Genomic DNA, 15,452 nt, shown 5'->3' with positions numbered 1-15,452 from the left:
TATGAAAGGGCTTGCTGAAGTGCGGATCGCTTGATATAGTTTCGCTCTTCGTTGGCCCGGTAGCTCAGTTGGTAGAGCAGCGGATTGAAAATCCGCGTGTCGGTGGTTCGATTCCGCCCCAGGCCACCAGGATTCAGCCCCAGGAAATCGCAAGATTCCCTGGGGCTTTTCCGTTTGGCGGACAAGTCGTCACTTCGGCTTGCCATGCAGTTGAAGCCGCGCGCGTGGGACAGCTGGCGTCGGCGACATTCGGTGTCGCGTGATAAAATCGCGCCAGTTCAAGGACTTGCATGCAGGCGTCGCACGCGGTCGTGCACCGCGCGAATGCAGTGCCGAGCATGTCGCACCGAAGTACCCAATCCTTCGCCCGACGATCGGCGGTATAAGCGCCCAGCCACGTTCCCGCGCAACGCGCGACCTATACTGCTTTGGGCCGGCACAGTGCCGGCACACGTCGCGCCGCGTTGCTTGCATGGCGCACCTCGCGCAGCGCGACGTGGCACTCTCATTCACGGAGTATCACGGTGATCCGCAAAGACGCTAAGCGTAGCGCGCTCGTGCTGTTTTCCGGCGGCCAGGATTCCGCCACGTGTCTCGCGTGGGCGCTCGACCGTTACGACACGGTCGAAACGGTCGGCTTCGATTATGGTCAGCGTCATCGTGTCGAACTCGAATGCCGCGAAGGATTCCGTCAGGCCGTCGTGCGTGCGTTTCCGGCGTGGGCCGATCGTCTCGGCGACGATCACACGATCGACCTGTCGCTGCTCGGCGCGATCAGCGACACCGCGATGACGCGCGAGATCGAAATCGAAGCCACGGCCAATGGGTTGCCGAACACGTTCGTGCCGGGCCGCAATCTGATGTTCATGACGATCGCCGCGGCCATCGCGTATCGGCGCGGTTTGCAGGTGCTGGTCGGCGGGATGTGCGAAACGGACTTCTCGGGCTACCCCGATTGCCGCGACGACACGATGAAGGCGCTGCAGGTCGCGCTGAATCTCGGCATGGACACGCGCTTCGCGCTGGAGACGCCGCTGATGTGGCTCGACAAGGCCGACACGTGGCGCCTCGCGCGCGCGCTCGGCGGCGACGCATTGGTGGAACTGGTGCGCGTCGAGACGCATACCTGCTACGTCGGCGAACGGGCCGAGTTGCACTCATGGGGCTTCGGCTGCGGCGAATGCCCGGCATGCCGGTTGCGCAAACGTGGCTATGAGGCCTACCTCGCCGGCGAAAAAGTCACCGAGCCGGTCTGACGGCTCGCGCGAGAGCGCCCATCATTGATTCAGGAACACAGGACAGAAAGCAGCATGACGTACGCGGTCAAGGAAATTTTCTACACGTTGCAGGGCGAGGGCGCGAATGCCGGGCGGCCGGCCGTGTTCTGCCGTTTCGCGGGCTGCAATCTGTGGTCGGGCCGCGAAGAGGATCGCGCGGAAGCCGTCTGCCGGTTCTGCGACACCGATTTCGTGGGCACCGACGGCGAGAACGGCGGCAAGTACCGCACACCTGACGAACTGGTCGCGATGATCGCGTCGCAATGGCCGCAAGGCGAGGGCGAACGCTTCGTCGTGTGCACCGGCGGTGAGCCGATGCTGCAGATAGATCAGCCGCTCGTCGACGCGCTGCACGCGGCCGGCTTCGAGATCGCGATCGAGACCAACGGCTCGCTGCCGGTGCTCGACACGATCGACTGGATCTGCGTGAGCCCGAAGGCCGACGCGCCGCTCGTCGTGACGAAGGGCAACGAACTGAAGGTCGTGATCCCGCAGGACAACCAGCGCCTCGCCGACTACGCCAAGCTCGACTTCGAGTATTTCCTCGTCCAACCGATGGACGGCCCGTCGCGCGACATCAACACGAAGCTCGCGATCGACTGGTGCAAACGTCATCCGCAGTGGCGCCTGTCGATGCAGACTCACAAGTATCTGAACATTCCCTGATTTGCCGTGCTGACGATTACCCGAAAACTCGAATTCGACGCGGGCCACCGCATTCCCGATCACCGCAGCCAGTGCCGTAATCTGCATGGCCATCGCTACGTGCTCGAAATCACGCTGCTAGGCGATCTGGTCGACACCGAAGGCGCGCCCGATCGCGGCATGGTGATGGACTTTGCTGACGTGAAGTCGCTCGCCAACGAGCACCTGGTCGACAAGTGGGACCACGCGTTTCTCGTCTACGAAGGCGACACGCAGGTGCGTGACTTCCTCGACAGCATGGCGGGTCACAAGACGGTCGTGATCGATCGCATTCCGACCGTCGAAAACCTCGCCGCGATTGCGTTCGACATTCTCGCAAACGTCTACGACGCGCACTACGGCGTGAACCTGCGCCTGCACAAAGTGCGTCTGTACGAGACGCCGAATTGCTGGGCCGAGGTGGTCCGCGACTCGCTTCACACCTGAATCCACGCCCCGCCGCGCGAACGAACTCTCGCGTTATTGTCACGGTATGATCGTTCCGACCAACACACGGAGCGAGACATGCCGGTCACCGCATTGCGTCGCAGCAGGCAACGAGGCCGTCAGCGCCCCGGTGCCTGCCTGATTCGCTATCTGGCCCCGCTTCGCGCTGCAAACCTGCGCGAGGCCAGCCGATGAGCACCTTCACCAACTCCCTCAAACAACGTCTGAAGGACAACGCGCCGCTGATCGGGCTGTGGTTGTCGCTCGGCAGCGAGGCCGCCGCGGAAGCACTCGCGCACGCCGGCTTCGATTGGCTGCTGATCGACATGGAGCACGCGCCCAACGATAGCGGCGGCGTCGAGTCGCAATTGCGCGCGATTGCCGCCGCCCATCTGCCGAGCGAGCCGGTGGTGCGGGTGCCCGCGAGCGAGCCGTGGCTCGTCAAGCGCGTGCTCGACGCCGGCGCGCGAACGCTGATGTTCCCGAACATCGAATCCGCTGAAGACGCGGCACGCGCCGTGCGGCTCACCCAATATCCGACCGCCGAGGCGCTCGACGGCCTGCGCGGCGTCGCGGGCGTCGTGCGCGCGGCCGGTTACGGCATGCGGCGTGATTACGTGCAGACGGCCAACGCACAGATCGCGACGATTGTGCAGATCGAATCGGCGCGCGGCTTGCGGGAGGTCGAGCAGATCGCGGCGACGCCGGGCGTCGATTGCCTGTTCGTCGGTCCGGCCGATCTGGCCGCGAGCCTTGGTCATCTCGGCGACGCGAAACACGCGGACGTGCAGGTCGCGATGGCGCGTATAGTCAGCGCGGCGGACAAGGCCGGCATTGCCGCCGGCATCTTCGCGATGGACGTGGCGAGCGCGCGGCAGCATCGCGACGCCGGTTTTCGCTTCGTCGCGCTAGCCGCCGACGTGATCTGGATGTTGCGCGCGACGCGCCAGGCATTACAGGAGGTGAGGTCATGAACGGCAGAGTGCTGGGGGGCGCCGGGCGGATGATCACGCGAGTGACCGCGCAAGTGACCATGGCGGTGGCGCTGCTCGCGACTGGGGCGTGGAACGCCGCGTATGCACAGGATGACGTCGCCAAAGCGAACGATCCGCAGACGCAATCCGCGGTGGCCGACTACAACGCCGGCAATCTCGGCGCGGCGCTGACCGAATTCCGCCAGGCCGCCGAGCGCGGCAGCCGGCTCGCCCAGTTCAATTACGCGATGATGCTGCTCAACGGCGAAGGCACGCCGGTCAACGTCGACGAAGGCAAGAAGTGGCTGCGCAAGGCCGCCGACGCGAACATGTCGCACGCGCAATACGTGTACGGCAAGATGTACGACGATGGCGAGTTCGTCGAGCGCGATCCGGTGGAGGCGCATCGCTGGTTCATGAAGGCGGCCGCGCAGGGCCATGTGCAGGCGGAGCTCGCACTCGCGAATCAGTTCCTCGACGGACGCGGTACCGAGCGTGACAACAAGCAGGCGTTCGTCTGGTACAAGAAAGCGGCGCAGGGCGGCGACATGACCGCGCAGTATGTGACCGGCTCGTTCTACGAGCGTGGCGGCGATGGCGTCGACCGGAATCTGAATGTGGCGCGCGCGTATTACGCGGCCGCGGCGGCGCAGGGCGATCCGGCCGCGCGCCTGAAGTATCAGCAGTTGAGCGCGCAGCTGCGCGATCAGAAGGAAGTGAAGCCGCAGTAATGAAGCAGCAAGAAAGCAAAAGGGCGCTCGCAGCGAGCGCCCTTTTTTGCATTGTCGTTTGCTAGCGTACCGCTAGCTACGGGTTAGCTCTGCATCAACCGCTTCTGTCGCGCGACGCTCATGATCAGCCCGATCGCGACGCCCAATGTAGTCAGCGCGGTGCCACCGTAACTCATGAACGGCAACGGCACGCCGACCACCGGCAAAATCCCGCTCACCATGCCGATATTGACGAACGCGTACGTGAAGAACGCCATCGTCAACGAGCCGGCCAATAATCGCCCGAACAATGTCGCGCCGTTTGCCGCGATGTAGAGCCCGCGCGCGATCAATAGCATGTACAGCGTGAGCAGCACGATTCCGCCTGCCAAACCGAACTCTTCCGAAAACACCGCGAAGATGAAGTCGGTGTGCTTCTCGGGGATGAACTCCAGATGCGCCTGCGTACCCTTCAGCCAACCCTTGCCGAGCGGGCCGCCCGAGCCGATCGCGATCACCGCTTGAATCGTGTGGAAGCCTTTGCCGAGCGGGTCCGAGGTCGGATCGAGCAGCGTGCAGATGCGGTGCTTCTGGTAGTCGTGCATCAGCGGCCACTGCACTTCGGGCTGACATATCTTGTCCTGGAACGCCGCGATCGACGCAACCGCAATCACGGCCGCGATCAGCACCGGCACGATCAGCTTGAAGCTCAGCCCCGCGAAGTAAATCACGAACAGGCCGGCCGCGAACACGAGCACGGCCGTGCCGAGGTCGGGCTGCTTCGCGATCAGGCCGACCGGCACGATGAGGATCACGAACCCGACCAGGTAGTCGTACCAGCGCATCACGCCTTCGCGGCGCTGGTAGTACCAGGCGAGCATCAGCGGTGTCGCGATCTTCAGGATTTCCGATGGCTGGATCACCACGCCGACGTTGATCCAGCGCTTCGCGCCCTTGCGCGTAAGGCCGAACATCGCGACCGCGACCAGTAGCGCGATCCCGAACGCGTAGAGCGGGACCGCGAAGCGCATCAGCGTATTGGGCGGCACATTGGCGAGCCCCCACATCAGCACGAAGGTGAGCAGGATGTTGCGCAACTGGTCTTCGACGCGGCCCGGCATGTCGAGCGTCGCGCTGTACAGCGTGACGATGCCGACGCACAGCAGCAGAAACACGATCAGTGCGAGCGGACGGTCGAAGCCTACGAACATCCGCTTGATGCGCTCGAGCCAGGCGCGCTTGTCGAATTGCATGCCTTTCTCCTTATTCGTCGATGCCGCCGGCGGCCGGCTGGCGCGGCGACGCGCCCTGGAAGCTGTCCTCGCGCGATGGTGCCGCGACGCTCGGCGCCGGCTCGCTTGCCGGACGGGGTTGGTGCGGGGCGCCGGACGTACGCGACGCGGATTTCTTTGCCGCGGACGAAGCCGATGCCGGCTTCGCCGCCGAGGCCGCGCGCGCCGCGGTGGCCGAAGCCGCTGCCGGCGCGCTGGCCGCCGGCACCGTTGCCGCCGCGCCAGCCGACGCCGCCACCGGCGCAGACGCGCCATTCGCGCCCGAAGCCGCAACGGCCGTCGACGCACCCGAGGCCGCTGCGGCAGCCGCCGCCCCCGGCATCGGCAGTGCCGTAAAGCCCGCCGCAATCTTGAGCGAGTGAGCGCCCTCATGCGAGGCCGGCGTATCGCCGACCTGCGGCGCGGATGCTTCGAGCGTGGTCGATGCCGCTACCGCGACGGCCGCTTCTTCCGCGCCGGGCTTGTTCTTGCCGACCAGGTAATAGTCGAGCACCCTGCGCGCGATCGGACCGGCCGACTCCGCGCCCCAGCCGCCGTTTTCGACGATCAGCGCGAGTGCGATCTTCGGTTGATCGGCCGGCGCGAAGGCGATGAACAGCGCGTGATCGCGCAAATTCTCGGCGACCGCGTGACCTTTGTAGTTCGCGCCTTGCAGCGAGTACACCTGCGCGGTACCGGTCTTGCCGGCCGCCTGGTACGGCGCGCCCGCGAACACTTTGGCCGCCGTGCCGTTCGTGACCACGCCTTCCATCGCGCGCTTGATGAAGTCGATGTCCTGCTGCTTGACCGCGATCTTGTCGCTCGGATCGCGCACCACCGGCCGCGTGTCCTTGGTGATCGGATTCTCGATGTCGCGCACGAGGTGCGGCTTCATCACGACGCCGTTGTTCGCGAGCGTTGCGGTGGCATGGGCGAGCTGCAGGATCGTGAACGAGTTGTAGCCCTGGCCGATGCCGAGGCTGACCGTTTCGCCTTCGTACCACTTCTGCTGCTCGGGGCGGCGGTACGCGTGGCGCTTCCAGTCGGTCGACGGCAGGATGCCCTTCGCTTCGCCGGCGATGTCGATGCCGGTGATCTGCCCGAAGCCCCACGGCTTCATGAAGTTCGCGATGTTGTTGACGCCGAGATCGTGCGCGAGCATGTAGAAGTACGTGTCGTTCGACACGACGATCGCGCGGTTCATGTCGATCCAGCCTTGGCCCGAGCGCACGTCGTTGCGGAACGTGTGGCCGCCGAACGTGTAGTAACCGGGGTCCTGGAAGCCCCAGCTCGGCGTGCGCTTGTGCAGCGTCAGCGCGGCGAGCGCCATGAACGGCTTGTAGGTCGAGCCCGGCGGATAGGTGCCGTGCAGCGGCCGGTTCAGGAGAGGATGGTCGGGCGAGTTGTTCAGCTCGTCCCAGGTCTGCTGGTCGATGCCGTCGACGAAGGAATTCGGATCGAAGCTCGGTGCCGACACGAACGCGAGCACGTCGCCGGTGGACGGCTCGATCGCGACGAGCGCGCCGCGGTGTCCGGCGAACGCCTGCTCGGCGACCTGCTGAAGGCCGATGTCGAGCGACAGCACGAGGTTGTTGCCCGGCGTCGCCTGGGTGCGCGACAGCGTACGTACCGGGCGGCCGCCCGCCGTCACCTCGACTTCCTCGAAACCGGTCTGGCCGTGCAGCTCGGTCTCGTAGCTCTGCTCGACGCCGATCTTGCCGATGTAATCGGTGCCCTTGTAGTTGTTCGCGTCAAGACGCGGATCGTAGTGGTCCGGATCGCTGGCGTTCTGATCGCTGGCGTCGTCGATGCGGTCCTGGTCGCGTTGCGAAATCCGTCCGATGTAGCCGATCACGTGTGCGGCGGTCGGCCCGAGCGGGTACTGGCGGAACAGCCTCGCGCGCACTTCGACGCCAGGGAAGCGGAAGCGCTGCGCGGTGAAGCGCGCTACTTCGTCGTCGGTCAGGCGCGTGCGGATCGGCAGACTTTCGAAGTTCTTCGAGTCTTCCTGCAGCTTCTTGAAGCGGCGACGGTCGCGCGCATCGATCGACACGACGGTGGCGAGGTTGTCGATCACGTTATCGAGCGTGTCGTTCAGCTTCGACGGCGTGACTTCGAGCGTATAGGCCGAGTAGTTCTTCGCGAGCACGACGCCGTTCCGGTCGGTGATGATGCCGCGGTTCGGCACGATCGGCGCGACGGAGATGCGGTTTTCATCGGCTTGCAGCGAGTACTTACTGTAGTGCCAGACCTGCAGGAACAGGAACCGGAAGCCGATCAGCCCGAAGCAGACAAACACGAACAGGCCCGCCGCCGCGACGCGCAGGCGGAATTTCGTGAGCTGCTGTTGAGTGTCCTTGAATTCGGTCATGCGATTCTGCAAAAGGCCGGCAGGCGGCCATCAAGAGTGTGCGCCCAAACTGGCCGCGGCCGCTGGGCCCGATGCGGGATCAAATGGGGCGCGTATCGTCCGGGTCGGCGGGGCGGCGCTGCGGCATCAGCAGCAAGATGCTGGCGACCGGCCACAGCGCAGCTTCGACGAAACCGTCGATCAGATAACTCCAGCCCGGAAACGCCGCGCCGGTCAACAACCGGATCACGAACGGCACCAGTTGCGCGACGACGAGCAGCGGCATCACCGCGAACGTTTGCACGCCGAGCGACATCCACAGCACGCGGCGGTGAATCGTGATCGCGCCGTACGACAGCAGCGTGTAGGCGAGCGCGTGCTCGCCGAGCAGGCTCGCGTTGTGCACGTCCATCAGCAGACCGAGCAGAAACGCGATGCCCATGCCCACCTTGCGCGGCTGATGGACATTCCAGAACAGCAGCACGAGTGCGACGAAATCGGGCACGCCGGCGAGACGCCCCCACGGCATCAGGTTCAGCAGGAACGCGGAAGCGAGGCTGAACGCGATGAAGTACGGGTTGACCGGCTGCAGGATGTATTGCGGGCGATTCATGGCTGAGCCCCCGGCTCGGCTTGCGGCTTCACGTTCTTCGCGGCGGCCGGCTTTTCGGCTTTCCTGTCGGCTGCGGGTTTTTCGGACTTCTTGTCGGCCGCAGCTTTGCCCGGCGCCTTTTCCACGGATTTGGCTGCGGGCTTTTCGGTCGCCGCTTTGTCGGCGGCGTTCCTGTCGGCTGGCTTGGCGGCGGATTTGTCCGCCGCGCCCTTGCCGTCCGCTGCTTTGGCGCCCTTCTTCGCTTTCGCTTCCTTCGCGACGGTTGCCGCATCGGATTCGTCCGCCGGGCGCGGCGGCGCGTTGTTCTGGACGTGCAGCACGAGCACCTGACGCGCACCACGCACCGCGGCGACCGGCAGACTGACTACGCGCGCAAACGCGGTGTCGGCTTGCTTGTCGACGCGCACGACCTTCGCGACCGGCAGCCCCGGCGGATACACGCCGTCGAGGCCGCTCGTGACGAGCTCGTCGCCGGTCTGGACGTCGGCGCTGATCGGCACGAAGCGCAGATCGAGCGTGTCGCCCTTCGGCGTACCGTAGATCACGCTGCGCAAGCCGGTGCGTAGAATTTCGACCGGCACCGCCTGGTCCTTGTCCGTCAGCAGCGTGACTTCGGCCTGCAGCGGGAACACCCGTGTGACCTGGCCGATCACGCCATCTTCGTCGACGACCGGCGAGCCGTTCTGGATGCCTTGCTGCGCGCCGCGTCCGATCACGACCTTCTGCGTGAACGGATCGCGCGTGTCGTACTGGATTTCGGCGGGCAGCGATTGCGTGGTGAGGCTCTGCGACAGTTGCATCAGCGCGCGCAGATGGCCATTTTCGGCGGCGAGCGACGCGGCCAGATTGGCCTGCTGCGCCAGCCGCAGATCCTTCGCGCGCAGCTTCGCGTTCTCGTCGCGTAGCGTGGCGCTCGTCACGGCGAGGTCGGCGGCGCCCATGAAGATGTCGCGCGGCACGAGCGCTGCGCGCTGCAAAGGATAAAGACCCGCGCCGAGCACGCCGCGGACGATTTCGAGCGTCTGGAAGCGGGCATCGGAGATCAGCAGGGCGAGCGCCAGCACGACGAAGAACACCAGTCGGGCCAGAGCGGAGGGGCCTTGCTTGAACAGGGGCGGCGGACTGTATTCCATGGTCGGCGCCGGGGGCGTGAGCGGTTGGGTGAGACGGCGACGCGCAAGGCGCGCGCGGTCAGCGCGCGGAGGCTGGTCGGCCCAGCCAATGACAAAGCGGCCCGCAAGGGGCCGTGTGCCAGATCCGCGCTACTGACATGGGAGGAAGGCTCGCTTACTCGTACGAGAAGATGCTGCCGAGCTTGTCCATGCGTTCGAGCGCCATGCCCGAGCCGCGCACGACGCAGGTCAGCGGGTCTTCGGCGACGAGCACCGGCAGGCCGGTTTCTTCGGCGAGCAGGCGATCGAGGTCGCGCAGCAGCGCGCCACCGCCGGTCAGCATCATGCCGCGCTCCGCGATGTCCGCGCCGAGTTCCGGCGGTGTCTGTTCTAGTGCGATCTTCACCGACGACACGATCTGGTTCAGCGGATCGGTCAGCGCTTCGAGGATTTCGTTGCTGGAGATCGTGAAGCTGCGCGGAATGCCTTCCGACAGATTGCGGCCCTTCACTTCCATTTCCTTGACTTCGGAGCCCGGGAACGCGGAGCCGATTTCCTTCTTGATCGCCTCGGCGGTCTGCTCGCCGATCAGCATGCCGTAGTTGCGGCGGATGTAGTTGACGATCGCTTCGTCGAACTTGTCGCCGCCGACGCGCACCGAGCCCTTGTACACGATGCCGCCGAGCGAGATCACACCGACTTCTGTCGTGCCGCCGCCGATGTCGACGACCATCGAACCCGTTGCTTCCGACACCGGCAGGCCCGCGCCGATCGCGGCGGCCATCGGTTCTTCGATCAGGTACACCTGCGAGGCGCCCGCGCCGTGCGCGGCTTCCTTGATCGCGCGACGCTCGACCTGGGTCGAACCGCACGGCACGCAAATGATGATGCGCGGCGACGGCGAGAACATGCGCGATTCGTGGGCAGTCTTGATGAACTGCTTGATCATCTGCTCGGTGACGGTGAAGTCGGCGATCACGCCGTCTTTCATCGGGCGGATCGCCTCGATGTTGCCCGGCACCTTGCCCAGCATCTGCTTGGCTTCCTTGCCGACTGCCTGAATGGTCTTCTTGCCGTTGGGGCCGCCTTCCTGGCGGATCGACACGACCGACGGTTCATCGAGAACGATGCCCTTGCCACGCATGTAGATAAGCGTGTTGGCGGTGCCGAGGTCAATGGCCAGATCGTTGGAGAAGTAGCTGCGCAAAAAACCGAACATTCAAAATCCTGTCTCGCTGGGGGCCGGGCCTCGCACCGTATGCGTAGGGCGGCAGCGGAATAAATAACAGCTTCAACCGGGCGAAGCGGCGCCACAGGAACTTGAAGCTGCGGGGGAGTCTACCGGAGGCCGTTGCAAAGCCAAGGCGGAAAGCGCCGGACGTTGTTGGAATTGTCCGTAAAGCCTTGGTAAGTCGGTCCGGGTTTGGGTCGAACGCGTAATGATACCTTATAATTTTGGATGTTTTGCAGGAAACGGAGGGCACTTTTTGACCCCGCCATTCCTTTCCCAGTCTTGTCCTATCTTGTCGTAACCCATTGTTACAACGCAACTTTTTTAAAGTTTTGTGACATTCCGCCCTTCCCGGTGACTGCATGGCTCTGACCCTGACCGATGTAAAACGCATCGCGCATCTCGCGCGGCTCGAACTGGCCGATGCCGACGCCGAGCATACGCGTGCCCAGCTCAATGATTTTTTCGGCCTCGTCGAGCAGATGCAGGCGGTCGATACCACCGGCATCGCGCCGCTTGCCCACCCGATCGAGCAGATCGAAGACGTCGCGCTGCGTCTGCGTGACGACGCCGTTACCGAGACGGTCGAGCGCGAGGCTTTCCAGCGCCCCGCGCCGGCCGTGCAGGACGGCCTGTACCTCGTGCCGAAGGTGATCGAATAAGACCTGCCGGGCAGGCCCCAGGGCCTAGCGCCGGCGCGAGCCTCCGTGCCGCAGCCGCACGGCTTCGCCGCGAACCTTGCCGGTCCGGTCTGCCGACGGGCAACCGAACGCCTCCACGGCAGCATGACCACGCTGCCGCGCTTTCCAGGATAAAACGCAATGCATGAAAAAAGTCTGACCGAACTGCGCGCCGCGCTCGCGGACAAGGAATGCTCCGCAGTCGAACTGGCGCAGCTGTACCTGAAGCGGATCGACGCGGCCAATAGCCTGAACGCGTTCATCCAGGTCGATCCCGAGCTGACGCTCGCGCAGGCGAAAGCCGCCGACGCGCTGCTGCACACCGGCCATGCGGGCCCGCTGGTCGGCCTGCCGATCGCGCACAAGGATGTGTTCGTCACGAAGGGCTGGCGTTCCACGGCCGGCTCGAAGATGCTCGCGAACTACGAAAGCCCGTTCGACGCGACCGTGGTCGCGCGTCTGCAGAACGCCGGCATGGTGTGCGTGGGCAAGACCAACATGGACGAGTTCGCGATGGGCTCGTCCAACGAGAATTCGTACTTCGGCGCCGTGCAGAATCCGTGGGACCGCAAGGCCGTGCCGGGCGGTTCGTCGGGCGGCTCCGCGGCCGCCGTGGCCGCGCGTCTCGCGCCCGCCGCGACCGGCACCGACACCGGCGGCTCGATCCGCCAGCCAGCGTCGTTCTCGGGTATCACCGGCATTAAGCCGACGTACGGCCGGGTGTCGCGCTACGGCATGATCGCGTTCGCGTCGTCGCTCGACCAGGGCGGCCCGATGGCGCAAAGCGCCGCGGACTGCGCGACGCTGCTCAACGCGATGGCCGGCTTCGACGAGCGCGACTCGACGAGCCTCTCGCACGGGCACGAGGACTACACGCGCTATCTCGGCAAGTCGTGGCAGGACGACGGCACGGACAAGCCGCTCGCTGGTCTGCGCATCGGCCTGCCGAAGGAGTATTTCGGCCCCGGTCTCGCCGACGACGTGCGCGCGTCGATCGACGCCGCCTTGAAGCAGTACGAAGCGCTCGGCGCGACGCTCGTCGAGGTGTCGCTGCCGAAGACCGAACTGTCGATCCCGGTCTACTACGTGATCGCGCCGGCCGAAGCATCGTCGAACCTGTCGCGTTTCGATGGCGTGCGGTTTGGCCATCGCGCGGCCGAGTACCGCGATCTGCTCGACATGTACAAGAAGTCGCGCGCCGAAGGCTTCGGCCCGGAAGTGAAGCGCCGCATTCTGGTCGGCACCTACGTGCTGTCGCACGGCTACTACGACGCGTACTACCTGCAGGCGCAGAAGATCCGCCGCATCATCGCGCAGGACTTCCAGCAAGCGTTCAAGCAGTGCGACGTGATCATGGGACCGGTCGCGCCGTCGGTGGCGTGGGACATCGGCGCGAAGGGCGACGATCCGGTGCAGATGTATCTGGCCGACATCTACACGCTGTCGGTGAGCCTCGCCGGCCTGCCTGGCATGAGCGTGCCGTGCGGTTTCGGCGCGGGCGCGAATGCGCAGCGTCCGGTCGGTCTGCAGATCATCGGCAACTATTTCAATGAAGCCCGGATGCTGCAGGTGGCCGACGCGTTCCAGCGCGCGACCGACTGGCACCGTCAGGCACCGGCAGGAGTGTGAGCACCATGACCAAACAATGGGAAGTCGTGATTGGTCTGGAGACCCACACGCAGTTGTCGACGCATTCGAAAATCTTCTCGGGCACCGCGACCCAATTCGGCGCCGCGCCGAACACGCAGGCCAGCCCCGTCGATCTGGCCTTGCCGGGCACGCTGCCGGTGATGAACCGCGGCGCGGTCGAACGCGCCATTCAGTTTGGCCTCGCGATCGGTGCAACGGTGGCGACGCGCAGCATCTTCGCGCGCAAGAATTATTTCTACCCGGACCTGCCGAAGGGCTACCAGATCAGCCAGTACGAAATTCCCGTCGTGCAGGGCGGTCAGGTGACGATCCAGGTGCCGGCCAATGAAAAGGCGGGCAAGGAAGCGTACGAGAAAACCATCAACCTGACGCGCGCCCACCTCGAGGAAGATGCGGGCAAGTCGCTGCACGAAGACTTCGCGGGCATGACCGGCATCGACCTGAATCGCGCCGGCACGCCGCTGCTCGAAATCGTCACCGAGCCGGAAATGCGTAGCGCGGCCGAGGCCGTTGCCTACGCGAAGTCGCTGCACACGCTCGTCGTGTGGCTTGGCATCTGCGACGGCAACATGCAGGAAGGCTCGTTTCGCTGCGACGCGAACGTGTCGGTGCGTCCTCTCGGCCAGAAGGAATTCGGCACGCGCACCGAGACCAAGAACCTGAACTCGTTCCGCTTCCTCGAGGAAGCGATCCAGTACGAAGTGCGTCGCCAGATCGAACTGATCGAAGACGGCGGCACGGTGGTGCAGGAAACGCGTCTGTACGATCCGGACAAGCGCGAGACGCGTTCGATGCGCAGCAAGGAAGACGCGCACGACTACCGCTATTTCCCCGACCCAGACCTGATGCCGCTCGTGATCGACGCCGCGTGGGTCGAGCGCGTGAAGAGCGAGATGCCGGAACTGCCGGAAGCGATCCAGCGGCGCTTCGTGTCGCAGTACGGACTCACGCCGTACGACGCGAACGTGCTGACCTCGAGTAAGGCGACGGCCGCTTACTACGAAGCGGTGGTCGCCAAGTTCGGTGCGGCCAACGCGAAGGTCGCGGCGAACTGGGTGATGGGTGAAGTGTCGTCGCAGCTCAATCGCGAAGGCCTCGACATTGCCGCGTGCCCGGTCTCGGCCGCGCAGCTGGCGCTGGTTCTGCAACGTATTGCCGACGGTACGATCTCGAACAAGATCGCGAAGGAAATCTTCCTCGCGATCTGGGAAGAGAAGGCCACCGACGAAGCCGCTGCCGATCGCATCATCGAGGCGAAAGGCTTGAAGCAGATTTCGGACACCGGCGCGCTCGAAGCGATCATCGACGAAGTGCTCGCCGCGAACCAGAAGTCGGTCGACGAATATCGCGCCGGCAAGGAAAAGGCGTTCAACGCGCTGATCGGCCAGGCGATGAAAGCAACCAAGGGTAAGGCCAACCCTGCTCAGGTCAATGAATTGCTCAAGAAGAAGTTGTCCTGAGTTGAAGTGCCGCGGCCGGGCGTGATCGCGCCCGTGTCACCACGGGCCGTTGCCGGATCGAAGCAGGGCAACGGCCCGTTTTATTTTGCGGACCCGCTTCAGCCGGTTGAGCGTAGGTAAGCGTAGACCTTGGAGTGTATGCATGACAAAGCAACCCGATCTCGACGATTTCCGCGTGCCGTATTTCGACGACGGCAAGAAAAAAAACCACTTCTCGCTCGACCATTTCGATCCGAAGGCGAAGCCGTTTTCGAGCGGCTCGAAAGACGCTGACCGCGCGCGTCTGTCGGAAGTAGGCCTGCTGCTCGACAACCTGCAGGAGCGGCTGCACGCGCAGCGCAAGCGCCGCGTTCTGCTAGTGCTGCAAGGCATGGACACGAGCGGCAAGGACGGCACGATCCGCGCGGTATTTCACGAAGTGGACCCGCTCGGCTTGCGCATCGTGCCGTTCAAGGCGCCGACGCCCGTCGAACTTGCGCACGACTTCCTGTGGCGCGTGCATTCGCAGGCACCCGCGGCCGGCGAGCTGACGATCTTCAACCGCAGTCACTACGAAGACCTGCTCGTGCCGACCGTGCTGGGCGCGCTCGACGCCGCGGCGTTCCAGCAGCGGTGCCGCCACATCCGTCAGTTCGAGGAGATGCTCGCCGACAGCGGCGCGACGATTCTCAAGTGCATGCTGCACATTTCAAGGGACGAGCAGCGTGTGCGTTTGCAGGAGCGCATCGACGATCCGCTGAAGCACTGGAAATTCGACGTGTCGGATCTCGAAGCGCGCAAGCAGTGGGACGCGTATCAGTCCGCGTATCGCGACACACTGGCCGCGACGTCGACCGAATACGCGCCGTGGTACGTGATTCCGGCCGAGTCGAAGACGCATCGCAACGTGATGGTCGCCGAACTGCTGCTGCGCACGCTCGACGCGCTGAAGCTCGAATATCCGCCGGCCAAGGAATCGCTGAAGGGCATCAAGGTCGAGTGAACGCGGCCTTG

14 protein-coding genes and 1 tRNA gene are annotated in these 15,452 nt (G+C 64.7%); 10 read left to right on the top strand and 5 right to left on the bottom strand.

Annotated elements, in window-relative coordinates; all coding sequences use genetic code 11:
* Positions 1-53 precede the first annotated feature (53 nt).
* The 6 genes from OKW28_RS40190 (at position 54) to OKW28_RS40165 (ending at position 4,113) form a co-directional block, all read left to right on the top strand.
* Positions 54-129 (top strand) — tRNA-Phe (locus OKW28_RS40190).
* Positions 130-524: 395 nt separating this feature from the next.
* Positions 525-1,256: a 7-cyano-7-deazaguanine synthase QueC gene (gene queC / locus OKW28_RS40185; RefSeq protein ID WP_187615130.1), complete on the top strand. Its 732-nt coding sequence runs from the start codon at positions 525-527 to the stop codon at positions 1,254-1,256.
* Positions 1,257-1,310: 54 nt separating this feature from the next.
* The gene (gene queE, locus OKW28_RS40180; protein ID WP_013088055.1) at positions 1,311-1,943 is read left to right on the top strand and encodes a 7-carboxy-7-deazaguanine synthase; all 633 of its coding nucleotides are present in this window, start codon (positions 1,311-1,313) and stop codon (positions 1,941-1,943) included.
* Positions 1,944-1,952: 9 nt separating this feature from the next.
* Positions 1,953-2,408, top strand: coding sequence for a 6-carboxytetrahydropterin synthase QueD (gene queD / locus OKW28_RS40175; RefSeq protein WP_429454615.1), 456 nt, complete (start codon positions 1,953-1,955; stop codon positions 2,406-2,408).
* A gap of 191 nt (positions 2,409-2,599) precedes the next feature.
* Entirely contained in the window at positions 2,600-3,382 is a 783-nt protein-coding gene (locus OKW28_RS40170) for an HpcH/HpaI aldolase family protein (RefSeq protein ID WP_429294279.1), read from the top strand.
* 29 nt (positions 3,383-3,411) lie between these two features.
* A complete protein-coding gene (locus OKW28_RS40165) occupies positions 3,412-4,113 on the top strand; it encodes a tetratricopeptide repeat protein (RefSeq protein WP_429454613.1) in 702 nt (233 codons plus the stop codon).
* An 83-nt stretch (positions 4,114-4,196) separates the two neighbouring features.
* On the opposite strand, the gene rodA is transcribed toward OKW28_RS40165, so the two are convergent.
* The 5 genes from rodA to OKW28_RS40140 form a co-directional block, all read right to left on the bottom strand.
* Positions 4,197-5,345 carry a rod shape-determining protein RodA gene (gene rodA, locus OKW28_RS40160; protein WP_429453670.1) on the bottom strand — a complete coding sequence of 383 codons (1,149 nt, stop codon included), beginning with the start codon at positions 5,343-5,345 and terminating at the stop codon, positions 4,197-4,199.
* A gap of 10 nt (positions 5,346-5,355) precedes the next feature.
* Complete coding sequence (gene mrdA / locus OKW28_RS40155) at positions 5,356-7,734, bottom strand: penicillin-binding protein 2 (protein ID WP_429453668.1); 2,379 nt, start codon at positions 7,732-7,734, stop codon at positions 5,356-5,358.
* Between the two features lie 79 nt (positions 7,735-7,813).
* Positions 7,814-8,326, bottom strand: a complete 513-nt coding sequence (mreD, locus tag OKW28_RS40150) for a rod shape-determining protein MreD (RefSeq protein WP_018419085.1) — start codon at positions 8,324-8,326, stop codon at positions 7,814-7,816.
* Positions 8,323-9,459, bottom strand: a complete 1,137-nt coding sequence (gene mreC, locus OKW28_RS40145) for a rod shape-determining protein MreC (RefSeq protein WP_429453666.1) — start codon at positions 9,457-9,459, stop codon at positions 8,323-8,325. Before mreC ends, mreD begins: the two co-directional genes overlap by 4 nt.
* A 154-nt stretch (positions 9,460-9,613) precedes the next feature.
* The gene (locus OKW28_RS40140; RefSeq protein ID WP_004189550.1) at positions 9,614-10,657 is read right to left on the bottom strand and encodes a rod shape-determining protein; all 1,044 of its coding nucleotides are present in this window, start codon (positions 10,655-10,657) and stop codon (positions 9,614-9,616) included.
* Positions 10,658-11,031: 374 nt separating this feature from the next.
* Between OKW28_RS40140 and gatC the strand changes: the two genes are divergently transcribed.
* From gatC to OKW28_RS40120, 4 genes are all read left to right on the top strand, one after another.
* Entirely contained in the window at positions 11,032-11,331 is a 300-nt protein-coding gene (gene gatC, locus OKW28_RS40135) for an Asp-tRNA(Asn)/Glu-tRNA(Gln) amidotransferase subunit GatC (protein WP_018419087.1), read from the top strand.
* A gap of 159 nt (positions 11,332-11,490) precedes the next feature.
* Positions 11,491-12,978 (top strand): Asp-tRNA(Asn)/Glu-tRNA(Gln) amidotransferase subunit GatA, encoded by a 1,488-nt coding sequence (gatA, locus tag OKW28_RS40130; protein ID WP_429453664.1) that lies wholly within the window; start codon positions 11,491-11,493, stop codon positions 12,976-12,978.
* A gap of 5 nt (positions 12,979-12,983) precedes the next feature.
* Positions 12,984-14,459 (top strand): Asp-tRNA(Asn)/Glu-tRNA(Gln) amidotransferase subunit GatB, encoded by a 1,476-nt coding sequence (gatB, locus tag OKW28_RS40125; protein WP_429453662.1) that lies wholly within the window; start codon positions 12,984-12,986, stop codon positions 14,457-14,459.
* A gap of 142 nt (positions 14,460-14,601) precedes the next feature.
* Complete coding sequence (locus tag OKW28_RS40120) at positions 14,602-15,441, top strand: PPK2 family polyphosphate kinase (RefSeq protein ID WP_429453660.1); 840 nt, start codon at positions 14,602-14,604, stop codon at positions 15,439-15,441.
* Positions 15,442-15,452: the final 11 nt, after the last annotated feature.

Origin of the sequence: Paraburkholderia sp. 40 (assembly GCF_050434105.1) — a bacterium.
GTDB classification, from domain to species: domain Bacteria; phylum Pseudomonadota; class Gammaproteobacteria; order Burkholderiales; family Burkholderiaceae; genus Paraburkholderia; species Paraburkholderia tuberum.
The sequence above is the reverse complement of the archived record's forward strand: the minus strand, read 5'-3'. Positions and strand labels throughout refer to the sequence as shown.